The organism is Hymenobacter psychrophilus (genome assembly GCF_900107135.1).
In the GTDB taxonomy this organism is placed as follows: Bacteria; Bacteroidota; Bacteroidia; order Cytophagales; family Hymenobacteraceae; genus Hymenobacter; species Hymenobacter psychrophilus.
Window position 1 is genome coordinate 166,858 of the sequence record NZ_FNOV01000002.1, and the last position, 26,844, is coordinate 193,701.

General features: G+C 64.0%; 20 protein-coding genes. 14 read left to right on the forward strand and 6 right to left on the reverse strand.

Going from position 1 to position 26,844, the window contains the following annotated elements:
* Nucleotides 1-89 precede the first annotated feature (89 nt).
* Nucleotides 90-2,714: a M1 family metallopeptidase gene (locus tag BLW21_RS03210; protein ID WP_092737864.1), complete on the reverse strand. Its 2,625-nt coding sequence runs from the start codon at nt 2,712-2,714 to the stop codon at nt 90-92.
* A 226-nt stretch (nt 2,715-2,940) separates the two neighbouring features.
* Between BLW21_RS03210 and pxpB the strand changes: the two genes are divergently transcribed.
* The 6 genes from pxpB to BLW21_RS03240 all read left to right on the forward strand — a co-directional run bounded on the left by pxpB (nt 2,941) and on the right by BLW21_RS03240 (nt 11,278).
* Nucleotides 2,941-3,681 carry a 5-oxoprolinase subunit PxpB gene (gene pxpB, locus BLW21_RS03215; RefSeq protein ID WP_092737866.1) on the forward strand — a complete coding sequence of 247 codons (741 nt, stop codon included), beginning with the start codon at nt 2,941-2,943 and terminating at the stop codon, nt 3,679-3,681.
* A complete protein-coding gene (locus BLW21_RS03220) occupies nt 3,678-4,694 on the forward strand; it encodes a 5-oxoprolinase subunit C family protein (protein ID WP_092737868.1) in 1,017 nt (338 codons plus the stop codon). Before pxpB ends, BLW21_RS03220 begins: the two co-directional genes overlap by 4 nt.
* A gap of 298 nt (nt 4,695-4,992) precedes the next feature.
* Nucleotides 4,993-5,772 carry a LamB/YcsF family protein gene (locus BLW21_RS03225; protein ID WP_092737870.1) on the forward strand — a complete coding sequence of 260 codons (780 nt, stop codon included), beginning with the start codon at nt 4,993-4,995 and terminating at the stop codon, nt 5,770-5,772.
* Nucleotides 5,769-6,950 carry an NRAMP family divalent metal transporter gene (locus tag BLW21_RS03230; protein ID WP_092737872.1) on the forward strand — a complete coding sequence of 394 codons (1,182 nt, stop codon included), beginning with the start codon at nt 5,769-5,771 and terminating at the stop codon, nt 6,948-6,950. Before BLW21_RS03225 ends, BLW21_RS03230 begins: the two co-directional genes overlap by 4 nt.
* 114 nt (nt 6,951-7,064) lie before the next feature.
* Entirely contained in the window at nt 7,065-8,501 is a 1,437-nt protein-coding gene (locus tag BLW21_RS03235; protein ID WP_092737874.1) for an amidohydrolase family protein, read from the forward strand.
* Nucleotides 8,502-8,833: 332 nt separating this feature from the next.
* Nucleotides 8,834-11,278, forward strand: coding sequence for a TonB-dependent receptor (locus BLW21_RS03240; protein WP_092737876.1), 2,445 nt, complete (start codon nt 8,834-8,836; stop codon nt 11,276-11,278).
* A 100-nt stretch (nt 11,279-11,378) separates the two neighbouring features.
* Here BLW21_RS03240 and BLW21_RS03245 read toward each other — a convergent pair whose 3' ends face one another.
* From BLW21_RS03245 to BLW21_RS03265, 5 genes are all read right to left on the reverse strand, one after another.
* A complete protein-coding gene (locus tag BLW21_RS03245) occupies nt 11,379-12,470 on the reverse strand; it encodes an ArsO family NAD(P)H-dependent flavin-containing monooxygenase (protein ID WP_092737878.1) in 1,092 nt (363 codons plus the stop codon).
* Between the two features lie 5 nt (nt 12,471-12,475).
* Nucleotides 12,476-12,907, reverse strand: coding sequence for an arsenate reductase ArsC (locus tag BLW21_RS03250; protein WP_092737880.1), 432 nt, complete (start codon nt 12,905-12,907; stop codon nt 12,476-12,478).
* A 54-nt stretch (nt 12,908-12,961) separates the two neighbouring features.
* Entirely contained in the window at nt 12,962-14,056 is a 1,095-nt protein-coding gene (gene arsB / locus BLW21_RS03255) for an ACR3 family arsenite efflux transporter (protein WP_092737883.1), read from the reverse strand.
* A 132-nt stretch (nt 14,057-14,188) separates the two neighbouring features.
* Complete coding sequence (locus BLW21_RS03260) at nt 14,189-14,650, reverse strand: DUF6428 family protein (protein ID WP_092737885.1); 462 nt, start codon at nt 14,648-14,650, stop codon at nt 14,189-14,191.
* A gap of 117 nt (nt 14,651-14,767) precedes the next feature.
* A complete protein-coding gene (locus tag BLW21_RS03265) occupies nt 14,768-15,118 on the reverse strand; it encodes an ArsR/SmtB family transcription factor (protein WP_092737887.1) in 351 nt (116 codons plus the stop codon).
* Between the two features lie 459 nt (nt 15,119-15,577).
* On the opposite strand from BLW21_RS03265, the gene BLW21_RS03270 reads away from it, so the two are divergent.
* From BLW21_RS03270 to BLW21_RS03305, 8 genes are all read left to right on the forward strand, one after another.
* Nucleotides 15,578-15,952 carry an Imm51 family immunity protein gene (locus tag BLW21_RS03270; protein ID WP_092737889.1) on the forward strand — a complete coding sequence of 125 codons (375 nt, stop codon included), beginning with the start codon at nt 15,578-15,580 and terminating at the stop codon, nt 15,950-15,952.
* 129 nt (nt 15,953-16,081) lie between these two features.
* Nucleotides 16,082-16,564, forward strand: a complete 483-nt coding sequence (locus BLW21_RS03275; RefSeq protein ID WP_092737891.1) for a DM13 domain-containing protein — start codon at nt 16,082-16,084, stop codon at nt 16,562-16,564.
* Nucleotides 16,564-17,418, forward strand: coding sequence for a hypothetical protein (locus tag BLW21_RS03280; RefSeq protein ID WP_092737893.1), 855 nt, complete (start codon nt 16,564-16,566; stop codon nt 17,416-17,418). Before BLW21_RS03275 ends, BLW21_RS03280 begins: the two co-directional genes overlap by 1 nt.
* Before the next feature lie 263 nt (nt 17,419-17,681).
* Nucleotides 17,682-18,380 (forward strand): response regulator transcription factor, encoded by a 699-nt coding sequence (locus tag BLW21_RS03285; RefSeq protein ID WP_245711794.1) that lies wholly within the window; start codon nt 17,682-17,684, stop codon nt 18,378-18,380.
* Nucleotides 18,374-19,864 (forward strand): sensor histidine kinase, encoded by a 1,491-nt coding sequence (locus BLW21_RS03290; RefSeq protein ID WP_092737897.1) that lies wholly within the window; start codon nt 18,374-18,376, stop codon nt 19,862-19,864. Before BLW21_RS03285 ends, BLW21_RS03290 begins: the two co-directional genes overlap by 7 nt.
* A gap of 385 nt (nt 19,865-20,249) precedes the next feature.
* Nucleotides 20,250-21,392: an efflux RND transporter periplasmic adaptor subunit gene (locus BLW21_RS03295; RefSeq protein ID WP_092737899.1), complete on the forward strand. Its 1,143-nt coding sequence runs from the start codon at nt 20,250-20,252 to the stop codon at nt 21,390-21,392.
* Nucleotides 21,393-21,652: 260 nt separating this feature from the next.
* Nucleotides 21,653-24,820, forward strand: a complete 3,168-nt coding sequence (locus tag BLW21_RS03300; RefSeq protein WP_092737901.1) for an efflux RND transporter permease subunit — start codon at nt 21,653-21,655, stop codon at nt 24,818-24,820.
* Nucleotides 24,821-24,967: 147 nt separating this feature from the next.
* Entirely contained in the window at nt 24,968-26,473 is a 1,506-nt protein-coding gene (locus BLW21_RS03305; protein WP_092737903.1) for an efflux transporter outer membrane subunit, read from the forward strand.
* Nucleotides 26,474-26,844 lie beyond the last annotated feature (371 nt).

The window sequence follows — 26,844 nt, forward strand, 5'->3', positions numbered from 1 at the left end:
AGGGCTAAAGCCGTGGGCTACGTAGCGGGGGCAATTTTCGCTGGTTAGCCCAGGGCTTTAGCCCTGGGGCCTAGGGTCGACATAAACAACTACTTCACCAACTTCTCCGCCCTAAAAACATCATCAGCCGCCTGCAAAAGCTTGGCGCGGAGCTGGGGGTTGTAGGTGGGATGAGCCGTGAGGAACTCGCGGACGGTGCGGGCGGCGGTGGGGGTTTGGTAGCTGCCGAGGGTGGCCTGGAGCCAGGAATAGGGGAAAAAGATGTCGCCGGTGCGCTGGATTTCTTCGAGCAGGGCCAGGCTTTGGGGTAGGTATTTTTCGGAGCTGGCGGCCCGTAGCGGGTGGTGCAGGTAGGCCAGCGCGGCCGTAACCCAGGCTTCCTTCCCGCGGTTTTTCTCGTCGGAAAGCGAGGCGAAGAAGGCGTCGCGGGTGGCCACGTCGGGCGCGAGGGCGGGCAGCAGGAACTCCATGCGCTTGCGGCGGTCGGGGTTTTGGATGCGGGTGAGCTGGCGAGGCAGGATGGGCGCGGGGGCCGGGTAGTCGCGCACGGCCAGGGCCAGGGCGAGGCTGGTATAGTCATCCTCGGTCAGCTTGACGCCCGTGGGGGCCTGCTGCTGGTCCCAGATGCGGTAGAGGCGCGCCTGGGCCGCCTGGCTCAGGGCCACCGACTGGTAGGCTTTGAATAGCAGCTTCTTGACGTTGGGCGCGGGGTTTTGCTCCATCGCCCGCCACAATTCGGTTTCCAACGCAGGAGCCAGCGCGGCCCGACGGGCGGGCGGCAGCAGCTTCCAGTACACGTCGGTCAGCTGGCTAGTGAGCAGTTTGAGGTTCAGCTCCTCGGTTTCGCGGGGCAGCTGGCGGCGCACCACGGCCAGCAGCTCGGCGGGCGCGAGGGCGCGGCCGTTGAGCATGTTTTCGTAGAGGTTCACGTAGGCCGCCGCCCGGGCCACCGGCGCGGGCAGGGTCGCCAGGCTGGCTGGCAGCGGCTTATCAATGGGAAACACGCCGTAGCCCAGGCCCGTGGAGTTGAACAGGATGAAGCTCGGGGCCGGCTCGCCCACGGCGACGGGCACCAGCACTTCGCGGGCGTTCTGGTTCACGGTCAGCTCGCGGGTGCGGCCGTTGGGGTACACCAGCAGCACCTCGAAAAACTGGGGCCAGATACGGTCAGAGCCATCTTCCGCCTGCTGGCGCAGGCGCAGGTTGGTAATCTTGCCCTGGGCAGTTTGCAGGTCGTAATCGAAGACCGGGCGGCCGGGCTGGTTGACCCACACCTGGTTCCAGGCCTGCAAATCGGCGGGCGTACGGGCGTCTAAAATCCGAATCAGATCGGGCCAGGTGGCGTTGCCGTGGGCGTACTGCCGCAGGTACGCGCGCAGTCCGTCGCGGAAGGGCTCCTCCCCCATCAGCCGCTCCAGCTGGCGCATCATAATGGGCGCTTTGTGGTAGATGATGCCCCCGTAGAGCGAGCCCGCGTCGCTCAGATTATCCAGGTTCTGGCGGATGGGGTTGGCCCCGGTGGTGCGGTCCACGCCATAGGCGGCCGGGTAGTGGTCGATAACGAATTTGAGGTCGTAATTCGACTCGGGCAAGGCCACCTGGGTGATTTTGTCGGCCATGAAATTGGCAAACACCTCCTTCATCCACACGTCGTTGAACCACTGCATGGTCACCAGGTCGCCGAACCACATGTGGGCCGTTTCGTGGGCAATCAGGTTGGAGCGGGCAATTTTCTGGTCCTGGGTCGCGCCCTCATCCAGAAACAGCGAGCTGGCCTTGTAGTCGATGGCGCCCACGTGCTCCATGCCTCCATACTGGAAATCGGGCAGGGCCGCAAAATCGAACTTCTGAAACGGATACGGCAGGCCGGTGTAGGTTTCCATGAAGGCCAGCGCGTCGGCATGAATCTGGAAGATGGGGTCCAGACTCAGGGCCAGCTTGCTCTTATCGGTTTCGCGGTGCAGCAGCTGCATGGTCCGCCCCGCCACGGTGCGCGGCAGGCGCGTAAAGCGGCCCGCCGCAAACGAGAACAGGTAGGTGCTGATGGTGTCCGAAGGCGCGAAGCGGTAGGTTTTGTGCCCGGCCGCCACGGTGGAATCCCGCAGCGGGCCGTTGGCCAGGGCGTCCCAGGTTTCGGGCAGGGTGAGGGTGAGCGTAAAGGCGGCCTTGAGGTTGGGCTGGTCGAAGACCGGGAACACGGTGCGGGCGCGGTCGGGCACGAGCAGGGTGTAGAGGTAGTCGTCGTTGCGGTTGAGGCTCTGGTTGCCGGCCACGAAGTCGATTTCCACCGCGTTGGCCCCCGCCCGCAGACTGGCCGCGGGCAGCACCAGGTGCTCGTCGTGGTGGTCGATGGGCACCGGGCGGCCGTTCACGCGCAGGGCGCGCAGGCTGGCCGTCCGCTCCCGGAAGTCGAGCTGGAGCGGCTGGCCGGCCGCCGCCAGGTGGAAGCGCACTGTTTCGGTGGCCTCGATGGGCGCGGCGCGGTCGGCGGGCACGGTCAGGCTCAGCTCGTAGCCCAGCCGCGACACCCGGCGGGCCCGGTCCTCAGCCAGCTCCCGGCTCACCCCCGCTACCACGGCCGGGGCGGCGGTTTGGGCAGTGGTGGCCGTTACGGGTGCCCCGGCCGGCGCGAGCGGGGCGCGGGTGCAGGCGGCCAGCAGCAGGCCCAGGAGCAATATGGAGGTATAGGAACGCGAGAAAACGGGAAAGATCATGCGGAGCAGAATAGGAGCGCGAAGACGCCCAAGATACGGCCGTTTATCAGCGGTGGCACTGGGGTAGAGACGCGTATTCGCGTCTCGGCGTTGCTGATGTTGGGGTGCGTGTGGAAACCCTCACTCCATTGTCACTTACCGAAACCAGCCACCCGGACGCCCGCTGTTCAACGATGAGACGCGAATACGCGTCTCTACAGGCCTCCGCGCCCTATCTTGCCCCGCGATGCCTAATCCCACCCTCCTGCCTGTTGCTCCGCCCCCGCGCCTGTACCCGCTCGGCGAAACGGCCGTGGTGCTGGAATTCGGCACTGTTATCAGCGAAGCCACCAACGCCACCATTCAGGCCGTGGCCGACTACCTGCTGGCCCACCCGTTTCCGGGTCTGGGGGAGCTGGTGCCCGCCTTCACCACGCTCACCGTGTTCTACGACCCCTGGCAGGTGCGCGCGAGCGGGGCCGCTGGGTTGCCGTTTGAGGCCGTGGCTGCCACCTTACGGGAACGGCTGGCCCGGCTGCCCCCTGGCGCGGCCGCGGCGGAAACCGGGCCGGCAGTGGAAATTCCGGTGTGCTACGGAGGCGGGTTCGGGCCGGACCTGGAAGAGGTAGCCCGCCACTGCGGACTGAGTCCGGCGGAAGTAGTGGCCCGCCACGCCGGGGCCGATTACCGGGTGTATTTCATCGGATTCGCGCCCGGTTTCCCCTACCTGGGCGGCCTGCCCGCCGAACTGGCCACGCCCCGGCGCGCCAGCCCCCGGCCCCTGGTGCCGGCCGGGGCCGTGGGCATTGCCGGCGCCCAGACCGGCATCTACTCCCTGCCCACCCCGGGCGGCTGGCAGCTGATTGGACGTACTCCGGAACGGCTGTTTCGGCCCGCAGCCGCCGACCCCAGCCGGCTGCGGGCGGGCCAGCGGCTGCAGTTTGTGTCCATCACGGAGGAGCAGTTCCATCAGTGGCCCGCCGTATGAGCCTACACCTCCTGCGCCCCGGTCTGCTCACCACCATTCAGGATACCGGCCGGCCCGGCTACCGACGGGCAGGCGTGGCCCTGAGCGGAGCCCTCGACGCCCGGGCCCTGCGCGTGGCCAACCTGCTGGTGGGCAACGCACCCGGCGCAGCGGCCCTCGAAATTACTCTGCTTGGCCCCACCATCCGCTTCAGTACCGACCACCTGCTGGCCCTCTGCGGGGCCAATCTGAGCGCCACGCTCAACGGCCAGCCGCTGCCCCTGAATCGGGCCGTTGCCGTGCGGGCCGGCACCGAGCTAAGCTTCGGGCGGCCCCAGGCGGGCAGCCGGGCCTACCTGGCCGTAGCCGGTGGGCTGGCCGCGCCGCTGGTGCTGGGCAGCCGCGCCACCTACCTAACGGCTGGTATTGGCGGGCTGGAAGGCCGGGCGCTACGGGCCGATGACGTGCTGGCCGTGGCCGCAGCCGCTCCCGCCGCCATCCGCCTGGGTCAGCAGTTGCTGGCCCACTCGCCCGAACTGCCCGGGGTGGCCGCGCCCTGGTTCGCCGACCCGGCCCTGACGCCCCGGCCCAAAGCCGCACCCGTGCTGCGGGCGGTGCGGGGGCCCGAGTACGGGCAGTTTACGGCGGCCAGCCAGGGGGCTTTCTGGGCAGAAGAATTCCAGGTGACGCCCGCCTCCAACCGCATGGGCAGCCGGCTGGCGGGCCCGGCCCTGCTCCGCGCCGCCGATGCGCCCGAGCTGCTCTCGGCGGCCGTCACGTTCGGCACGGTGCAGGTGCCGCCTGGCGGGCAGCCCATCGTGCTGCTGGCCGACCACCAAACCACCGGCGGCTACCCCCGTCTGGCCCTGATAGCCGCCGCCGACTGGTCCCGCCTGGCCCAGGTGCCCCCGGGCGGCACGTTGCGGTTCCAGGAAATCAGCCTGCCGGAAGCCCAGCAGTTGTATTTAGCCCAGGAAGACCAGCTGCGGCAATTGGAACGGGCCGTGGCACTGCGGTTTGGTGGAACGATGTAGAGACGCGTATTCGCGTCTCGTCGTTGCTGACATTAGGTACACTTGGTGCCGGTTTACTTTAGCGCCCATACTCGCCTGGCTCCCCCTCTCCTTTTCCGGAGAGGGGGCCGGGGGGTGAGGCGAACCAACAGAACAGTCCGGACACAAACCTGAAATTCGTTTTATCTCGGCTTCCCAGCTGTTCCGCGCCTCATTCTGGCGGGGCGGTCCTTCCCGTTCAACGAGGAGACGCGAATACGCGTCTCTACATCGACCCGACAACCTACCCAATCCCCCGCTTCCGCCTATCTTGCCGGCCATGAATCCAACCCTTACCATCGACCTCAACTGTGACCTGGGGGAAAGCTTTGGCGCGTACTCCTTGGGGCAGGATGAAGCCATTCTGCCCTTCGTGACGTCGGCCAACATTGCCTGCGGCTACCATGCCGGCGACCCGGCCGTGATGAAGCGCACCGTGCGGCTGGCCCTGCACCACGGCGTGGCCCTGGGCGCCCACCCCGGCCTGCCCGATTTGGTGGGCTTCGGCCGGCGCGAAATGGCCATTTCCCCCGAGGAAGCCTACGACATGACGGTGTACCAGATGGGAGCCCTGCTGGCTTTCGTGCGGGCCGAGGGCGGCACTCTGCACCACGTGAAACCCCACGGCGCCCTCTACAACATGGCCGCCGTGAGCCCCGCGTTGGCCGAAGCCCTGGCCGAAGCCGTGTACCGCGTGGCCCCCGAAGCCTGCCTCTACGGGCTGGCCGGTAGCGCCCTGACCCGAGCCGGCGAAAAGCTCGGCCTGCGCACCGCCCACGAGGTATTCGCCGACCGCAGCTACCAACCTGACGGCACGCTTACGCCCCGCCGCCAACCCGGCGCCCTGCTCACCGACCCCGCCGAAGCCGAGGCCCAGGTGTTGCGCATGGTCCGCGAGGGCCGGGTCCGGGCCCAATCGGGCGAGGACGTGGTTATCCGGGCCGATACTGTGTGTTTGCACGGCGACGGGCCCCACGCCCTGGAATTTGCCCGCCGGCTCCGGGCCGCGCTGGCGGCGGCCGACGTGGCCGTGCAAATGCCCGCCGGGCTCCGGGTATGAGGCCGGCGCGTAACTGGGGCGTGCTGCTGGGGGCCGCCTTTCTGATGGCCACTTCGGCCGTGGGGCCGGGCTTTCTGACCCAGACCACCGTGTTTACCGAGCGGCTCGGGGCCAGCTTCGGCTTCGTGATTCTGCTCTCCATCGTGCTCGATATCGGGGTGCAGCTGAACGTGTGGCGGGTAATTGCCGTGGCCGAGCTGCGGGCCCCCGACATTGCCAACCGGGTGCTGCCGGGCCTGGGCAGCCTGATTTCGGTGCTGATTGTGCTTGGGGGCCTGGCCTTCAACGTGGGCAACGTGGGCGGGGCCGGGCTGGGCCTGTCGGTGCTCACGGGCCTGCCCGTAACGGTCTGCGCCGGGCTGGGCGCCGGCGTGGCGCTGGGCGTGTTTCTGGTGAGAGAGGCCGGCCGGCTCATGGACCGCTTCGCCCAGGTGATGGGCCTGGTGCTGGTGCTCACCATCGTGTACGTGGCCTTTTCCACCCACCCGCCCCTGGCCGAAGCGGCCCGCCGCAGCCTAGCCCCCACTCAGCTCGACCTGACGGCCATTATCACGCTGGTGGGCGGCACGGTGGGCGGCTACATCACGTTTTCCGGCGGCCACCGACTGCTCGACGCCGGCATCCGGGGCGAAGCGGCCCTGCCCGAAGTCACGCGCAGCGCCGTGCTGGGCATTTCGGTGGCCTCGCTGGTGCGGGTGTTTCTGTTTCTGGCCACGCTGGGCGTGGTGAGCCAGGGCTTGGCCATTGATGCGGCTAACCCGCCCGCTTCGGTGTTCCGGCTGGCGGCCGGGGAGCTGGGCTACCGGCTGTTCGGGGTGGTGATGTTCGCGGCGGCCGTTACGTCCATTATCGGTTCAGCCTACACGTCCATTTCTTTCCTCAAGGCCTTGCTGCCCCGGGTGGCAACTCACGAAAACCGCTGGATTATCGGCTTTATTGTGCTTTCGACGCTCCTGTTTCTCACCATCGGCCAGCCCGTGCAGGTGCTGCTCTGGGCCGGGGCCCTGAATGGCTTCATCCTGCCCCTCACCCTGGGCACTTTGCTGGTAGCGGCCTACCGCCCGGCCATCGTCGGAAGCTACCGCCACCCGCTGGTGCTGGCCGTGTTCGGGGTGTTGGTAGTACTGGTCATGACCTGGCTCAGCGGCTCGGTGCTGCTGAAGGCGCTGGGGGTGTAGCGCGAAGCTCCAGCTTCGCGTATCGTTGCTGACTTCCGGTATCGTTGCTAACTGCCACACGACTTCGTTCAACGAAACGCGAAGCTGGAGCTTCGCGCTACTTACCTTCAACCTATGCGCAACCCCGCCCGACTCCTGCTTTCCGCCGCCCTACTGCTGGCCGCCGGCTGCACCACACCGCCCGCCACCACGCCCTACGACCTGGTTATCACCCACGCCAACGTGGTGGACGTGGAAACTGGCACCATCCGGCCCGACCAGATGGTGGCCGTAGCCGGGGGCGTTATCCGCCAGCTCGGTGCTACTACGGCCAGCACCCCGCGGGCAGCCCGTACGCTTGATGCCCAGGGGCGCTACCTCATGCCGGGGCTCTGGGATATGCACGTGCACTTTCGGGGCGGCGACTCGCTGATAACTGCCAACCGCAACCTGCTACCCCTGTACCTGGCCCACGGCATTACCACAGTGCGCGACGCGGGCGGCGACCTGACCCCAGCCGTGATGGAGTGGCGGCGGCAGATTACGGCAGGACGGCTGGCGGGGCCCACCATCTTCACTTCAGGCCCGAAAATAGACGGACACGGCGCGTTTTGGGCCGGCTCGCTGGAAGTGGAAACGCCCGCCCAGATTGCCCGGGCCCTCGATTCGCTCCAGGCCCTGAAGGTGGACTACGTGAAGATTTACGAGAGCACGATTTCGCGCGTGGCATTTCTGGGCACCGTTGCGCAGGCCGAAAAGCGCGGGATGCGTACCACTGGCCACATGCCCTACACTGTGACGCTGGCCGAGGCCGCCGCGGCGGGCCTCGACGCCTCCGAGCACCTCTACTACGTGTTCAAGGCCTGCTCTAACCGCGAAGACAGCCTCACGGCCGTTATCCGCCAGAGTCAGGGCACCGCTAAGCCCATCGGGCTGTTTGCGGCCCTGCCGGCCGTCTACCGTACCTACGACCCGGCCACCGCCGCCCGCACGTTCCGCATGCTGGCCGAGCGGCGCACGGCCGTAGTGCCCACGCTCTACATTCAGCAGCTACTGGCCGATCTGCCCACCACCGACCACTCCCGCGACTCGCTGCTGGCTTACATCGACCCCGCCCTGGAGGCCACCTACGCCCGGCGCCTGGCCGGAGCCCGGCAGCAGTCGGCCGCCACCCGGGCGTTCAACCAGCAGCTCGGGGCCCGGTTCCGCAGCCTGATTCCGGGCCTGCAAAAGGCCGGCGTGCTGCTGCTGGCCGGCTCCGACAGCGGGGCCTCCAACTCCTACGTCTACCCCGGCGCCGCCCTGCTCGGGGAGCTCGACCAACTCGTGCGCGCCGGCCTCACGCCCGCCGAGGCCCTGCGCACGGCCACTATCAACGGGGCCATCTTCTTCCACCAGGAAACCACGGCCGGCTCCATCGATGCTGGCAAAGCGGCCGATTTGCTGCTGCTCGAACAGAATCCGCTCACCAGTCTGGCGGCGTTGCGCGGGATTCACACCGTGGTAGCCCGGGGCCGGGTGTATTCGGCGGCCGAGCTACGCCAGCAGCTGCAAGCGGTGCGGCGGCGGTAGCCACGGGTGTGGTTCCTGGTCAGGGCGGCGCAAGTAGCCCGCCCGAAACCTCTCCGCTCCGGCTGGGTTGGGGTTTACTAGTCATAGGATTTACGCAGTCAGGTCGGTTTTGAGCCCCAGCGGGGCGCTTTGTCTATAGCAAAAGTTCCTTCCCTGGCAACCGAGCCCCGGAGGGGCGGCATATATCCGGTGAACCATTAATGCCGCCCCTCCGGGGCTCTGAAACTTTAACGGCTCAATTTGCTATAGACATAGCGCCCCGCTGGGGCTCAAAACCGACCTGACTGCGTAGGTCTTAGTTCTCCTCCTCCTCCCCTGAACCCCACCAGCTTATGCGTCTTCTCTACTTGTTACTGCTGTGGCTGCTGCCACTCATCAGCTGGGCCCAGACGGGCGTGCTCAGTGGCACAGTGCGCGACCGGGCCACCCAGCAGCCGGTGCCGGGCGCGACCATCACGCTGGAAGGCAGCGCCCTGGGCACGGCGGCCGATGAGCAGGGCCGCTTCCGGCTGGCCGATATTCCGACGGGCAGCTACAACGTGCGGGCTTCGTTTATTGGTTACGAGCCGCTGCTGCGCGCCAACATCGTTATCACCAGCGGCAACGCCAACATTGTGGGACTGGAGCTAGTGGCGGCTCAGCAGCAGCTCGGCGAGGTAACCGTAACGGCCAGCCGCGCCATTCGGGTGGCTACGGCCGAAACGCCGCTGAGCGTGCAGCGCCTGAGCGCCCAGGAAATCAAGAGCAACCCGGGCGGCAACTTCGATATTTCGAAGGTGGTGCAGGTGCTGCCCGGCGTGGGCGGCGGCGGTACGGGCGGCACCGCCGGCTTCCGCAACGACATCATCATCCGGGGCGGCGCGCCCAACGAAAACGTGTACTACCTCGACGGTATCGAGGTGCCGGTCATCAACCACTTCCAGACCCAGGGCAGCGCCGGCGGGCCGGCCGGCATGCTCAACGTGAGCTTTATTGAGGACGTGACGCTGAGCACCTCCGCCTTCGAGGCCCGCTACGACAACGTGCTTAGCAGCGTGCTGCAATTTCGCCAGCGCGAGGGCAACCCCGACCGGGTGCAGGGTAACGTGCGCCTGAGCGGCACCGAAGTGGCCGGCACCCTCGAAGGTCCGCTGGCCCCGAACACCACCTTTCTGGCCTCAGTGCGCCGCTCCTACCTGCAGGTGCTCTTCAAGCTGATTGACCTACCCATCCGCCCCGATTACTGGGATTCGCAGTTCAAAATCACTTCCAAGCTGGGGCCCAAAACCACCCTCACGGCCCTGGGCCTGGGCGCTCTGGACCACTTCGAGGTGGCCGTGCCCCGCTCCACGACGCCCGAAAAGGCCTACATCCTCCGCAACACGCCCACCATCGACCAGTGGAACTACACCGTGGGCCTGAGCCTGCGCCAGCTGCTGCCCCGGGGCTACCTCAACCTGGCCCTGAGCCGCACCCAGCTTAGCAATCAGGTCGATTTTTTTGAGGGCGGTTCTGAATTCCGTGGTGATGAGAGCCGGCGGGTGCTGCTCACGCGCTCGGGCGAAACCGAAAACAAGCTCCGCCTCGACGTGAACCGCAGCGCCGGCCGCTGGCGCTACGCCTACGGGGCTGTGGGCCAGCTCGTGCACTACGACAACCGCTTTTTCAACCGCCTGCGCCAGGCCGTGCTGGCCCCCGACGGCACGGTGCAGCAGCCGGCCGTAACGGTCAACTTCAACTCCAGCCTCGACTTCGCCCGCTTCGGCGCCTTTGCCCAGCTCACCCGCTCCTTTCTGGCGGCCGACCGGCTCACGCTCTCGGCCGGGGTGCGCACCGACGGCAACAGCTTCACCGACAGCGGGGCCAACCTGCTGCACACCGTGTCGCCGCGCCTCTCGGCCACCTACGCCCTCACGCCGCGCTGGAACCTGAACGCCAGTGTGGGGCGCTACTACAAAATCCCACCCTCCACCCTGCTCGGCTTCCGCGACAATACGGGCCGGCTCGTGAACAAGTCCAACCGCTACATCGGCAGCACCCACTACGTGGCGGGCCTGGAATTTCTGCCCAGCGCCAGCCGCCGCGTCACGCTAGAGGGCTTCTGGAAGCAGTACGACCACTACCCCGTGAACGTGCGCGACGGTATCTCGCTGGCCAACCTGGGCGGCGACTTTATTGCCCTGGGCAACGAGGCCGTGACGAGCACCGGCCGGGGGCGGGCCTTCGGGGGCGAGCTATTTTTTCAGCAGCAGCTCACCCGCAACCTCTATGCAGTGGCCTCCTACACGCTCTTCAACAGCGAGTTTACCGGGGCCGATGGCCGTTACAAGCCCTCGGCCTGGGACACCCGCCACCTGGCCTCGGCGCTGCTGGGCCGCAAGTTCGGCCGGGGCTGGGAGCTGGGCCTGAAGTACCGCTTGGCCGGCGGCGCGCCCTACACACCCTTCAACGCGGCCGCCTCCCGGGCCAACTACCTCACCGTGGGCAACGGCGTGCTCGACTACGACCGCCTGAACACCCAGCGCCTGGGCACCTTCCAGCAGCTCGATTTCCGGCTCGACAAGAAAATCAACCTGCGCCGCTTCACCTTCGATTTCTACGTCGACATCCAGAACGCCTTCGCCTTTAAAACGCCCGGCGTACCCAGCTACGCCTTCCAGCGCACCCCCGACAACACCGAGTTCGTCTCCACCGATGGCCAGCCCCTGCGCCCCGACGGCAGCAACGGTATTCCGGTACTGCTCGACAACACCGGCGCCACGGTGCTGCCCACCATCGGTTTTATCGTGGAGTTTTAGTGGTGGAGTTGTGTGGAAGCAGGACTTGCGCAGAAGGGGCATAAACCCAATTTTCTGAATAAATCAGATTTCAGAATCCGGCCCAAAAGCACCGGCCAACCTACTCAGTTGGCGTTTGGCTGAGGTTTAGGAACGCCCTGATTTCGTCGGCAGTGGCGCGGGCCGAGCGGCCCACGCCGATGAGCGTGGCCGAGGCAAAACCCGTCCAGGTGCCGTAGCCCACCAGCCACAGGCCAGACACGGCGGTGGCGCGGGTACCAGCGGTAGCCACCCGGCCATCGGGCTGTAGCACGCTCAGGTCGGCCAGAAACGATAGTGCGGGCCGGAAGCCAGTACACCAGATAACCGCGTCCACGGCTTCCTCGCGGCCATCGGCCCACACAACGCCCGTGCGCGTGAACCGCCCGAATGGCCGCACGCTGCCCAGCACGCCCCGGCCGCGGGCTGCCTTCACGGGCGGCACCATCACGATGTCGCCGAGCGTGGCTGGCGGGGCCGCCGCCGCGCCGGCCTGGGCGTGGTAGCGCTGGGTGGCCTGGGTGAAAAGTACCCGGCCATCCACGTCGTCGGGCAGAAAGCGGGGTTCTTTTTCGGTGATCCAGGTGGTGTGGGCCACCCGCGAAACTTCGGCCAGCACCTGGGCCCCGGAGTTGCCGCCGCCCACCACCAGCACCCGCTGCCCGGCAAACGGGGCCGCTTGCTGATACTGGGCCGAATGCAACTGCACGCCGCCAAAATCGGCCTGGCCGGGGAACTGCGGCACGAAGGGGTTGCGCCAGCTGCCCGTCGCGCACACCACGGCCCGCGCCCGGTACGTACCGACATCTGTTTCCACCGAGAAGCCACCTGCTGCTTGGCGCACGACGGCTACGCGCACGGGCCGGCGCACCGGTAATTCGTAGCGTTGCTCGTACTGCGTGAGGTAGTCAATCACTGCGTCGCGGGTGGGGAAGCCGCTGTCGTCGGCGGGTGGGCGGGGCATGAGCCAGCCGGGCAGGGAGCTGGCATCGGCCGGCGAGAACAGCCGGAGCGAGTCCCAGCCGTGGGGCCAGGCACCACCGGGGGCCGGCTGGTCGTCAAGCAGCACAAAACTCAGGCCCGCCCGCCGCAGGTAGTAGCCCACGGCCAGCCCGCTCTGGCCGGCCCCGATAACGAGCACATCGGTAGTGAAATCAGCAGAAATGGTATCCATAGGCGTCAGGTTGTTGGGAATTCGGCCCGCGCGAAGTCGTGAGCATAGGCCTTCACCTGGTCGCGCACCTGGCGAAACTGCTGGCTTATTTCTTCTTCGGTGCCCGTGGCTTTGGCGGGGTCGGGGAAGTTGTGGTGGCGTTTCTGGGCCGTAGACGGGAACACCGGGCACACTTCCTGGGCATGGTCGCACACAGTCAGCACGTAATCGAAGGGCACGGCCGCGTACTCGTCGACGTGGTTGCTGGTGTGGGAGCTGATGTCCAGGCCATCCTCGGCCATCACGCGCACGGCGCGGGGGTTAAGGCCGTGCACTTCCACGCCGGCGCTATACACGGCAGCTCGCTCGCCCAACACTTGTTCGAGGTAGCCGTGCAGCAGCTGGCTCCGGCAGGAGTTGCCGGTACAGAGCACCAGCACGTTTTTCTTGCTTTCCATAATCAGGGGTGAGAAGCGGGAGATGAGAAGCGGGAGATGAGAAGTGAGAAGAACTTAGGCCGCCGCCGGCTGGCCGTACCAGCGGCGGCGAAACCAGAAGGCCACGTTCACCAGCGCAATCAGGGCGGGCACTTCAATCAGCGGGCCAACGACGCCGGCAAAAGCCTGGCCCGAGTTCAGGCCGAACACCCCAATGGCCACGGCAATGGCCAGCTCGAAATTGTTGCCGGTGGCCGTGAAGGCGATGCTGGCATTCTCGGCGTAATCGGCCCCCAGCCACTTGCCGGCCGCGAAGCTGACCACGAACATGATACCAAAATACAGCGCCAGCGGCAGGGCAATGCGCAGCACATCGAGCGGCACCTGCACGATGGTTTCGCCCTTGAGGCTGAACATGACCACGATGGTCAGCAGCAGGGCCACCAGCGTTATCGGACTGATGGCCGGGATGTAGACCCGCTCGTACCAGGCGTCGCCCTTGAGCCGGCGCAGCACCAGGCGCGACAGGAACCCGGCCGCAAACGGGATGCCCAGGTACACGAGCACGCTCTGGGCTATATCCCAGATACCGATGTTCACGGCGTAGCCCTGCAGCCCAAAATACGGCGGCAGCACCGTGATAAACAGCCAAGCCAGCGCCGCGTAAAACAGCACCTGGAAAATGGAATTCAGCGCCACCAGCCCGGCCGCGTACTCACGGCTGCCATCGGCCAGATCGTTCCAGACCAGCACCATGGCAATGCAGCGGGCAATCCCGATAAGGATCAGGCCCATCATGTATTCGGGCTTGTCGGGCAGCAGCCAGATGGCCAGGAAAAACATCAGCAGCGGCCCCACCACCCAGTTGAGTAGCAGCGAGAGCCCGATGATGCGCGTGTTGCGGAAGACCGTGGGCAGCTGCTCGTACTTCACCTTGGCCAGCGGCGGGTACATCATCAGCACCAGTCCGATGGCCAGCGGCACATTCACGGTGCCCACCGAAAAGTAGTTCACCGCGTCGTTGAAGCCGGGCACGAAGTAGCCCAGACCCACGCCCAGCAGCATGGCCAGAAATATCCAGAGCGTGAGGCCCCGATCGAGGCCCGAAAGCTTTTTTTCGGCCAGCACGGCGGGCGCCGGGGCGGATTGGGTGGATGGGTGCGAAGTCAAGACGAAATGAAGAAAAAAGGACTCAAAGCAATTTCCACGGCTATCTACCCGCCGTTGCGCCTATCCCTTGCCCGGTAATTGTTCAACGACGCGGCACGAAGGATCAGGTTTCTGCAGCGGATACGCCAAGCCCTAGCAGCAACCGCCGCCGGGCGTGCAGGCAGCCATTTGCAGCTGCGGTAGGGCCACTTGCTGGGCGGCGGGGATGCCGCAGGCGTCCTGGGCCAGGCAGGCGGTTTGCTTGGCCGTGAGCACGAAATCGGTGCCGTCGAAGGTGAGGCCGAACTTGCCGATGGTGGCCTGCTGGTACTCTACTTCGATGGCTAGATCCTCGCTGCCCAGAATCCTATCCGACAGGTTGAGGATGTGCAGGAATTTCTGGGGAGCCAGCCGGTGGTCGTAGTCGCCGGCCTCCCAGAGCTGGAAGTTGGCCACTGTTTCGCGGCGCTCGACTCCGCCGCAATCAATGAAGTGCTTGCTGACCAGGCCTACTTCGGTCACGTGGAAGTGCGGGGGCAACTGCTCACCGGTGGGCAGGCGAAAGTTCACGGCGCTGAGCCCCGTCAGGGCCTGCTTCATTTCAGAAATATTCATGGTTAAGGGGATTAGAAAAGCATGGATTGAATGTCTGTCACAGTGTTTTCTAAGGAAATTAGCTGCTATCGAACCGGAGAGCTAATGGCTATCAGCTAAAGGCTAACAGCTTACCAATCAGCACATGCAACTATCGTCCGGGCCGCAGGCCGCGCCGGCAGTTGCGGCCGTAAAGAAGCTGGTGAACTGCTGCTGCACCTGCAGTAGCAGCTCGGTATTGAGGCAGTAGCAGACCGTAAGCCCATCGATTTCACCCCGAATCAGGTCCAGGGCTTTGAGTTCCTGCAGGTGCTGAAAAACGGTGGTGCGCGAGAGCGGCAGCTCGGCGGCAATATCGCCCGAAATGCAGGTGTGCTTGCTGGCCAGCAGCTGAATAATGGCCACCCGCGCCGGATGGGCCAGGGCTTTGGCCACGCGGGCCAGTTGCTGCTGGTCGGCGGTAAAAGCGGCAGTTTTAGCGTAGGTCATAGAGGAAGAGAAGTAACTATGTCGCAAATATACGACATATTACGACGTATGTTTGCGACATAGTTATTTAAAGTAGCGAGCGACATGCTCGGTTTCAGGTAAACCAACTTACTCTTCCTGACAATCAACTAGGTAAACCCAATAGCTTATCTCCGAATCGTCATTCCGAAACTGCCGCTTTTCAATGTGTGGCGAGCTGCTGCTGACTATTACCTGATTCGGGCGTATTTCGCTATTCGACTGCGGTTTACTTCTTCATTCGTCGCTGTGGCCGCTTCCGAAACCGATTGGCTACTTGAGCTCCCCGCTTTCCTCTTGGCCGCCGAGTGTGCCAACCCAATTGCCCACAAGGAGCAGCGAGGAGTTGTCTGAAGCCGCTTTGGCTCCCGGGGGAAGAGGTGATGCCGACAATTTCACGATAACCAGCTAGCCCGCCATCCCGCCGTACCTTGCGGTCCTATGCCCACAACGCCCCCCGACACCCACCCCTTCATCCTCACCCAGGTTTCGCCGGAACTGCTGACGCCCGAGCGGCAGCAGCGCCTGTTGGTCGACCTCTCGGACATGGACGATTACTACGTGGTGTTTGAGCGGTATGGATTTGGCGGCGGCGGGGCCAGCTGGGCCGAGCACATTGAAACCATGCTGGAGGAGCACGACCCGGAGCTGCTCGACCATGTGGAGCTGGCCGGAGCAGGCGAGATTTTCCGGGCCTACACCGACGGGCCGGATGCCACAGCGCGGCTGCTGGCCTTGGTGCAGCCCGTGTTTGCCGATTTGGGAGCCTTGAGCAAGTACCTGGCCCAGGCCGACCCCACCGACTTTTTCGAGTAGCCGTGGGGGCTACTTAGCTGGCCTGAGAGTAGCCCGGCATGAAGAGCACAGACATATAGCTTATTCGTGATACTTTCGTGAGATGCAGGGACGAACTTTAACACATTGTTCATCCATTTTCTCCAACGCATGAAAAAGCTACTGTTTCCCCTTTTGCTAGTGGCCCTGCTAGGTGTGCCGGGCCTGCTGTCGTCCTGCTCCAGCAGCAACGACGACGACCCGGCTCCGCAGACGCCCACCACGGGCACGGTTACGCCCAACGGCAACCTCACCACGCTTAAAACCGGCACTATTGCGCCCCAGAGCGGCACGCCTACCACCGGGATGCTCACCATTGTGCGCGACACCGACAACCGCGAATTCGTGCAGCTGGCCGATGATTTTGTATCAGATTTCCACACCGGTACCGTTACTATTTACCTGGCCAAAGACGCCACCAACATCGGAGCCCAGCGCCGGGCCGATGCCACTAACGTGAAGGTGGTGGCCTTGGTGAACAAGAACGGCCGGCAGGTTTTCCTCATCGACCGGGGCGGGCTGGAGTCGTTCTCCACCGTGGTGTTCTACTGCGAAACCGCCGCCATTAACTTCGGGGCGGCCCCGCTGAAATAGTGCGGGCGGCTGTTCGGACCGGCGTGGGGCTGCTGCTGGCGGGCAGGCTGCTGGGCACGGGTGGCCCCGCTCATGCTGGTGGTGGCTGGATTCGGCCCGCCGGTGGGGCCTACGCCAAAATTGGCCTTACCAGCGTCAATACAAACAAATATTACACGCTCGCGGGCCAGGAGATTACCACCAATCGTTTCACCCAGCAGGTGGCCAGCCTCTACGCCGAAGTGGGGCTGGGCCACCACCTGGAAGCGGTGCTGAGTTTCCCGGCTTACCGGCGGGCTAGGTTCAGCGCCTCCACGGCCACGCAGGGCATCGGCGATGCGCAGCTGGGGCTGCGTTACGGGGTGCTGCGTGGGGCCTGGCCGCTGGCCGTGAGCGTAACCGCCGAGCTGCCCACCGGCAACCCCGATGCCCGCGGCACCAACACCAGCAACTCACAAATAGCCATTGCCCTGCCCACCGGCGACGGCGAGTTCAACATCTGGACCCACGCCGTCTTGTCGCACAGCTTCTTCGAGCAGCTTTACGGCACCGTAGACGCGGGCTTTAACGCCCGCACCAAAGGCTTCACCAATCAGTATAGCTACAGCGCCCAAGTGGGTTATTTATTGCTGCGCAAAGTCTGGCTGACGGGCACGGTCCGGACGCTGGCCAACGTGCAGACACCGCGTTCCGGTCGGCTGGCCAGCATCGGCATTGGCGAGGGCGTGGCCTACTCCACAGCCGCGCTGGGGGCCAACTACGCCGCCACCGACCACCTCTGGTTTACGGCCGACTGGGCCACCGGCTTCGGCAAGCTGCGCAATGTGTACGCCGGCAGCCAGTTCACGGTGGGCGTGGCCTGGGAGTGGAAGTAGTTTTTGAACTGCGTCTTACGGGTTATCCTGCGTATGTTCGTTACTCTGATAGAAGCTGATTAGGAAGTCAAGCTTTGTAGTGGGTTTGTCATCCTGAGCGGAGCGAAGGACCCTATCAAGTCGGAACAATGACCGTTCAGGCGTGATAAGGTCCTTCGCTTCGCTCAGGATGACAGTGATACTGACTTTATAAACAACTTCCCCAGAAGCTAACAGCTACTAGCTATCAGCTCAAAAAAATACCCACCAAACACGCCCTGATTGTGGAGGACGACGCCGACATTGCCGCGCTGGTGGCTGTGAATCTGCGCGACATCGACTGTGGTGCAACGGTGGCCACTAATGGGTTGGAAGGGCTACGGCAAGCCACCGAGGGGGATTTTGACGTGATTATTCTCGACATTATGCTGCCCGGCTTGAGTGGCATTGAGGTGTGCCGCCGCATTCGGGAGCAGCGCGTAAGCACACCCATTCTGATGCTCACCAGCAAGGCCGAGGAAATCGACAAGGTGCTGGCCCTGGACCTGGGTGCCGATGACTACCTGACTAAACCGTTCAGTGTGCGTGAACTGCTGGCCCGGGTGAAAGCCCGCCTGCGCCGCTCGGCCCCCGATAAGGAGCCCGGATTTGCCGGGGCCGCCGCGCCCATCCGCTTCCGTTGCGGGGCGCTGGAGCTCGATACCGAGTTGCACCGCGTGAGCGTGGCCGGCCGGCCAGTGGAGCTAACGGCCAAGGAATTCGCCCTGTTGGCCCAGTTCATGTGCCACCCCGGCCGCACGTACTCGCGCACCGAGTTGCTGGATCAGGTGTGGGGCTACTCCTACTCGGGCTACGAGCACACGGTGAACTCGCACATCAACCGCCTGCGACTCAAAATTGAGCCCGACCCTGCCCAGCCCACCTACGTGCTGACTGTGTGGGGCGTGGGCTACAAGCTCACCGACGACGCGCCTGTATGCTAAGTTGGCCCCGCCCCCGGAGCCTGCAGCTGCGCCTCTCGCTGCTGTTCGTAGTCCTGCTGGTGACTGTGAGCGGGGTGTACCTGCTGCTCATCTCGCGCACTGCCGATGACTACCTGGCCGAAAACATGCAGCGCCGCAACCTGGATTTGGCCGCCTCAGTAGCCAACGTGCTCCGCATCGACTCGGCCACCAACGAAATTCCGCCTGCCGCCATTGCCGAAACCTTCCATGCGGCCATGGTCATCAACCCCAACATCAAGCTCTACCTCATTGGGCTCGACGGGCACCTGCTGGCCGCCTCCGCCCAGCCCAACGAAATCCAGACCCGCACCGTGGCCATGGCGCCGGTGCAAGAGCTGCTGGCCGGCCGCCAGCCCCTGCCCCTCTACGGCACCGACCCCCGCCATCCCGCCCGGCCCCGGCCCTTTTCGGTGGCCCCGCTGCATAACGCCGGCGGCGCGGTACATTGTTACCTCTACATCACCCTCGACGGGCCGGCCGCCGCTTCTTCCGAACCGGCGGCGTTGCGCCAGAACCATTTGCTGGGCGTGCTGCTGCGCACGCTGCTGGTAGCCGGGGCGGGCGTGCTGGTGGTGGGCCTACTGCTAATTTCGCTCCTCACCCGCGACGTGCAGCGGCTGGTGGCAGTGGTGCGCCGCCTGCAAGCCGGCGACTACTCGGCCCGGGCCCGCGGCATTGGCGCCAACGACGAACTGAGCGAGCTGGCCGCGGCCTTCAACGCCATGTCGGTGCGCACCGAGCAGGCGCTGGATGAGCTGCGCACCACCGATACGCTGCGCCGCGAGCTGGTGGCCAACATCTCCCACGACTTGCGCACCCCGCTGGCCAGCATTGAGGGCTACACCGAAACTATCCTGCTCCGCCAGCACCTGCTGGCCCCCGCCGAGCAGCAGCAGTACCTGGAAACCATCCTCAAAAACACCCACAGCCTGAAGCGTTTGATGTCCGAGCTCTTTGAACTCTCGAAACTCGAAGCCCACCAGACGGTGCCCCAGCCCGAGCCTTTTTCGCTCCCCGAGCTGGTCCACGACGTGGTGCAGCAGCTCAAACCCACTGCCCAAACCCAGGCCGTTACCCTGCGGGTTGAACCCACCCCCGCCGCCCTGCCCTTTGCCTACGCCGACGTGGGCCTGCTGGAACGGGTACTGCAAAACCTGCTCGACAACGCCCTGCGCTACACGCCCGCCGGCGGCGCAGTGTGCGTGCAGGTAACCCCCACCGCCGGCCGCCTCGCGTTGCAGGTGCGCGATACCGGCCCAGGCATTGCCGCCCCCGACCTGCCCCACCTCTTCGATCGGTTCTACCACTCCGACCAGGTGCGCCGCAAGTCGCGGGGCGGGTCGGGGCTGGGGCTGGCGATTGCCCGCAAGATTGTGGAGCTGCACGGCGGCGAGCTGACCGTCAGCAGCACCCAGGGCCAGGGGGCGTGCTTTACGTTTTCGGTGCCGGTATACGAGCCTTGAGCAGTCGGGGCAAGCCTGAAGATGCGCCGGCAACTTCTCTCCCCAAAAGCGTTCTGCTGCCGCCAATAGCAGCCACCCGTCAGGCGCTACCGATTTGCTGGTAATTATTCCCGCCGCCGCCGCTGGGATTCTCTTTCTATCAGCCAGCGCATGCAGCCTCTGGTATCCTATATATACACCCGATAAAATCAGCAGTTCCGAACGGTTTCTCGTCCCTAACGAGGCCGGATTGCCGGCTTTGCGCCTGGTAGCGGGAGTAGCCGGGGGACGGGTAGGGCATTAACGCTTTTTAATGTCGCCTTAACCTGACCCTAATCCGGGGGAATGACTTTTGTGCCGTCGGGCTGCCTTCCGACGCACTTCTTTCGTCCCCAACTCCTCTCCAATGCCCCTGCCCCTGCTCGCCCGTTTCCGTTGGTTGCTGCTGCCGCTGTGCGCCGCTTCGCTCGCCGGCTGCGGGGCCGAAACCCAGGCCGACACGCCCAGGAAAGACACGCTGCCCGAAATTCTGGTGACGGCGCTGCACGCCCGCGACACGGTGCTCACCCACGCCTACGTGGCCGACATTCAGGCCGTGCGCAACGTGGAAGTCCGGGGCCGGGTCGAAGGATTTCTAGAGGAAATTTACGTGGACGAGGGCCAGACCGTGCGCAAGGGACAGACGCTTTTCCGCCTCAACGACACCGAGTACCGTAGCCGCCTGAGCCAGGCCCGCGCGGCCTTGGGCAGCGCCCGCGCCGATGCCCGTGTGGCCCAGCTGGAAGTGGAGCGCGTGCAACTGCTGGTGAGCAAAAACATCATCTCGAAAACCGAGCTCGATGTAGCCCGCGCCAAGCTGCACGCCGCCCAGGCGGCCGTACAGCAGCAGCTGTCGGCCCAGGCCCAAGCCAACCTCGACCTATCGTACACACTCGTCAAGGCCCCTTTCGACGGTGTTATCAACCGCATCCCACTTAAGAAAGGCAGCGTGATTGAGGACGGAAACCTGCTCACGTCCATTTCCGACGCGGCCGACGTTTTCGCCTACTTCAACGTGTCGGAGGCCGAATACCTGGAATATGTGAAGACCCGCCGCCAAGACTCGGCCCGCGCCACCAACGTGGCCACACTCATTCTGGCCGACGGCAGCACCTACCCGGTAGCGGGCAAGGTAGAAACCGTCGAGTCGCAGTTTGCGCCCAATACCGGTTCCATTGCTTTCCGCGCCCGTTTCGACAACCCCAAGTTTCTGCTGCGCCACGGCGCCACGGGCAAGGTGCTGCTCACCAACACCGTGAAAGACGCCGTGCTCGTGCCCCAGAAATCGGTGTTTGAGGTGCAGGACAAAAACTATGTGTACCTGCTCGGCACTGGTGGCAAGGTAAGCCAGCAGGCCTTCGAGCCCGAAGCCCGCCTCGCCGATTACTACGTGGTGAAGGCCGGCCTCAAGCCCGGCGACCGGGTGGTGTACGAAGGCATCCAGGAGCTGCGCGACGGCGCCATCATCAAGCCCCGGCTGGTTACGATGAAAGAGATGCTGAACAGGTAAGAACAGCGGGGAATAACGGGCTAATAGAACCGTCATGCTGAGCATGTGGCGCATAGAGCCAGTGTCGGAGCGTAGTCGAAGCATCTCGCGTGCAATGGTAATCCAATCATCACAAGCTACTTCTGCACGCGAGATGCTTCGACTACGGCTGCGCACCCTGGCTTGATGCGCCATATGCTCAGCATGACGTCCTTATAAGCCCCACCCCTACTGAACGACCTAAGCACAAAAAACTAAGCACCAAGCACTAACAAGAAAGAATGCTCGCACTCTTCATTCGCCGGCCGGTTTTGTCGCTGGTTATTTCACTCTTTATTACCCTGCTGGGCGGGCTGGCGCTGTTTACGCTGCCCATCACCCAGTTCCCCGACATCGTGCCGCCCTCCGTTACGGTGACGGCCAAGTACACCGGCGCCAACTCGGAGGTGCTGGCCAAGGCTGTGGCCACGCCGCTGGAGCGGGCCATCAACGGCGTACCGGGCATGACCTACATTCAATCGGTGAACAGCAACAGCGGCACCACGCTGATTACCGTGTTTTTTGAGGTGGGCACCGACCCCGACTTGGCCGCCGTGAACGTGCAGAACCGGGTGCAGACTGTCATTGACGAGCTGCCCGAGGAGGTAATTAAGGCCGGCGTGGCCACCGAGAAAGAGGTGAACAGCATGCTGCTCTACCTCAACATCATGAGCGAAGACCCCAAGGTGGGCGAGAAGTTTATTTATAACTTCGCCGATATCAACGTTTTGCAGGAGCTCAAGCGCATTGATGGCGTGGGCTTCGCCGAAATCATGGGCTCGCGCGAGTACTCGATGCGGGTGTGGCTGCAACCCGACCGCATGGTGGCCTACAACGTGTCGGCCGACGAGGTGGTGGAGGCCATCCGGGCCCAGAACGTGGAGGCGGCCCCGGGCCGCTCGGGCGAAAGCTCGGGCTCGCAGGCCCAGGTGCTGCAGTACGTGCTGCGCTACACCGGCAAAATGTTCGAGCCCAAGCAGTACGAAAACGTGGTGCTGCGGGCCAACCCCGACGGCTCGGTACTGCGTCTCAAAGACGTGGCCGAAGTCAAGTTCGACGTGCTCAACTACGGCATGACCTCGAAGATTGACGGCCGGCCCTCGGCCGCCATCATGCTCAAGCAGCGCCCCGGCTCCAACGCCTCGGAGGTAATTGCCAACGTAAAAACGCGCATGGCCGAGCTGAAAGGCACCAGCTTCCCGCCCGGCATGACCTACAACGTGTCGTACGACGTCTCGCGCTTCCTCGACGCCAGCATCAACGCCGTACTCATCACGCTACTGGAGGCCTTCGTGCTGGTGTTTATTGTGGTGTACCTGTTTTTGCAGGACTGGCGCTCGACGCTGATTCCGGCCTTGGCCGTGCCGGTGGCGCTTGTTGGCACGCTGTTTTTCATGCAGCTGCTGGGCTTCAGTATCAACCTGCTCACGCTGTTTGCGCTGGTGCTGGCCATTGGTATTGTGGTCGATAACGCCATTGTGGTGGTGGAAGCCGTGCACGCCAAAATGCACGAAAAGCACCTCTCGGCCATGGATGCCACGCTGGAAGCCATGGGTGAAATCGGGGGCGCCATTGTGGCTATTACCCTCGTGATGTCGGCCGTGTTTATTCCGGTGTCGTTCATGGACGGGCCGGTGGGCGTGTTCTACCGCCAGTTCTCGCTCACGCTGGCCATTGCCATTGTGATTTCGGGCGTGAACGCGCTGACCCTGACGCCGGCTTTGTGCGCGCTCATGCTCAAGCCAATTAACGAAGGCGAAGAGGCTAAAAAGGGCCTGATTGACCGCTTCTTAGCCGGCTTCAACCGGCGCTATGAAAACCTAGCCCAGGGTTACCAGCGTCTGGTGCGCTACGTGGCCAACCGCCGCGTCATCACCATTGGCCTGCTGCTAGGTTTCACCCTGGCCACCTGGGGCGTGCAGTCGGTGCTGCCTTCGGGATTCATCCCGACCGAGGACCAGGGCATGATTTACGTGAACGTGACCACCCCGCCCGGCGCCACCGTCGAGCGTACCGAGCGCGTGCTCGACGAGGTGGAGAAAGTGGCCGCCAGCCTCAAGCCGGTCGAGTCGGTATCGACGCTGGCCGGCTACAGCCTCATGAACGAGGTGGCGGGTTCCAGCTACGGCATGGCCATGATCAACCTCAAAACGTGGAAAGACCGCGACCAGTCGGTAACTGAGCTGATTGCCGAGCTCAACGAGAAAACCAAGGACATCAACGACGCCGACATCCAGTTCTTCCCGCCGCCCACCGTGCCCGGTTTCGGCAACTCGGCCGGCTTCGAGCTGCGCCTGCTCGACCGCACCGGCCGCGGCGACCTGCAGCAGACGGCCAAGGTCAGCCAGGATTTCGTGGCGGCCCTGCGCCAGTCGCCCGCCATCGGCTCGGCCTTCACCGGCTTCGACGCCAGCTTCCCGCAGTACTTGATTCACGTGGATCAGGACCAGGCCGCCAAGAAGGGCGTGACCGTGGACAAGGCCATGAGCACGCTCCAGACGCTGATGGGCTCGTTTTACGCCTCCAACTTCATCCGTTTCGGCCAGATGTACAAGGTAATGGTGCAGGCCGACCCCAGCTTCCGCACCCAGCCCGAGGACGTGCTGAAGTTGTACGTGAAAAACGACCGCAACGAGATGGTGCCCTACTCGGCCTTCGTGCGGCTGGAGCGCGTGTACGGCCCCGAGCAGCTCACGCGCTACAACATGTACACCTCGGCCATGATCAACGGCGACTCGGCCCCCGGCTTCTCGTCGGGCGACGTGATTTCGACTATCGAAAAAGTAGCCGCCACCGAGCTGCCCCGGGGCTACAGCTACGAGTGGAGCGGCATGACGCGGGAGCAGATTTTGAGCGGCAACCAGGCCCTGTACGTGTTCGGCATCGTGCTCATTTTCGTGTACCTGCTGCTGGCCGCCCAGTACGAAAGCTTCCTGCTGCCGCTGCCGGTGCTGCTGAGTTTGCCCACCGGCATCTTCGGGGCCTTCCTGGCCCTCAAGCTGCTGGGCCTCGAAAACAATATCTACGCCCAGGTTTCGCTGGTAATGCTGATTGGTTTGCTGGGCAAAAACGCCATTCTAATCATCGAATTCGCGGTGCTTAAGCGCAAGGAAGGCCTCTCGGCCCTCGATGCGGCCGTGGAAGGCGCCTACGCCCGCCTGCGCCCCATCCTGATGACCAGCTTCGCCTTCGTGGCCGGCCTGATTCCGCTCACCATCGCCACCGGCGCGGGCGCGCTCGGCAACCGCTCCATCGGCACGGCCGCGGCCGGCGGCATGCTCATCGGCACCCTGTTCGGCGTCATCCTGATTCCGGGCCTGTACGTGCTGTTTTCGGGCGGCGGCCAGAAGAAGAAAGACAAACCCGCTGAACCGGTGGAAACGCCCGTGGAGGAAGCCGTTCTGGTTTGACCCGCGTCCCAGGGTTGAAACCCTGGGCTACGGAGCGTTTTCGTTGCACATGCCCGCTGACTAGCCCAGGGTTTCAACCCTGGGACGCGGGAGCCTTTGCCAAGAAATTCCAGCTTCCAGCTCCTGATTCCTAGCTTCTCCCTAAAAATGCCCCGCTTTTCCCGTTCCGTTCTTTCCTTTCTTACCGCTGCTTCGCTGGCGGCCACGGGCTGCCGGGTGGCCGCGCCCCCGGCCCTGCCCCGGGCCGCCGCTGTGCCACTGGTCTTTCCGCTGTCCACCGTCACGCCCAGAACTGATTCAGTTGTTATGGCCCCGGCAACCGACTCCGCCTCGTTTGCCCGCCAGCCCTGGCGCGAGCTGTTCGCCGACCCGAACCTGGTTTCGCTGATTGACACCGCGCTGCAGGCCAACCCCGATTTGCGCATCACGCTGCAGCGCATCGAAATTGCGCGGGCCGATTTGCTGCTGCGGCGCGGGGCATTACTGCCCCAGGTGGAAGGCGTGGCCAGCGCCAGCGTGGAGCGTTTCGGCGACTACACGCTCAACGGCATTGGCAACTACGACACCAACCTGTCGCCCAATATCGAGGGCAAACAGCGGATTCCGACGCCTACGCCCGACTTTTTTCTGGGTTTGCGCTCGTCGTGGGAAATTGATTTATGGGGCAAGCTGCGCCAGCGCCGCCAGGCTGCCTACCTGCACCTGCTGGCCACCGAGCGGGGCCGCCACCTGGTGCAAACCCAGCTGGTAGCCGAAGTAGCCCGGCAGTACTTCACCCTGCTCAGCTACGACAACGAACTGCTGGTACTGCGCAAGAACCAGCAGCTGCAGGAGCGCGCCCTCGACATTGTGGGCACGCTTAAGCGCGCTGGCCGAGCCAACGAGCTGGCCGTGCAGCAGTTCAGAGCCCAGCTGCTGCGCACCCGCGCCCTGGAGGCCGAAACCCAGCAGCGCGTGGCCGCCACCGAAAACACGCTCAACCGCTTACTCGGCCGCTACCCTCGCCCTATTGCCCGCCCTGTGGCGCTGCTGGAGCAGGCGCTGCCCAACCGGGTAATGGCCGGCCTACCCGCCGCCACCCTGCTGCGCCGCCCCGATGTGCGCCAAGCCGAGCTGGAGCTGGTAGCCACCCGCGCCGATGTGTCGGCCGCTCGCGCTGCCTTCCTGCCCTCGCTGCGCCTCACGCCCTACGTGGGCCTGAACGCCTACCGGGCCTCGGTCCTGTTCACCACGCCCGGCTCGCTGGCCTACGGGCTGCTGGCCGGCCTTTCGGCCCCGCTCTTCAACCGCGCCGAGCTGCAGGCCGACTACCGCCGCTCGGTAGCCGGGCAGCAAATTGCCTACAGCACCTACCAGAAGGCCATTCAGGTGGGTTTTGAGGAAGTGACCACCAACCTGCGCGGCATCGAGAACTACCAGCGCGTATTCGAGCTGCAGCAGCAGGAAGTGGAGGCCCTGCAACAAGCCGTGAGCATCTCCGACGACCTGTTCAAGGCCAACTACGCCACCTACCTCGAAGTCATCAGCGCCCAGCGCAGCGTGCTCGAGGCCGAGCTTAACTTGACCAACACCCGCCGCCAGCAGTTCCTGCAGCTTATCGACCTGTACCGCGCCCTGGGCGGTGGCTGGACTCCGGTTGCGGCCGGGGAATAATTATCCGTTAATTCACTCTACTTTTATAGTAAATTCGCAAATTGCAGAACTGGATGCATGTATACATTAAATTCGTTTGTGAATATTTTAATTAGAATACACATATATGATAAAGTCTAATTACATACTCAATATTTTAAATTTACTCTTTGATGGAGATATTGAAGGAACTTCTGCAAGAAAACAGTTATCCTTTCTCACGCACAAAGATTTAGAATATACTGACACTGGCGTATTTATCAGGTTTTCACATTTGAATGAAATAGAAAACTACAGGATAAATAACTTATGTTTGGTTCTTGATGGTGTCCGAATACAATCCTCAGTACACAGAATAGAAGCAGACGCAACCCTATTCTTCAAAAATGGTC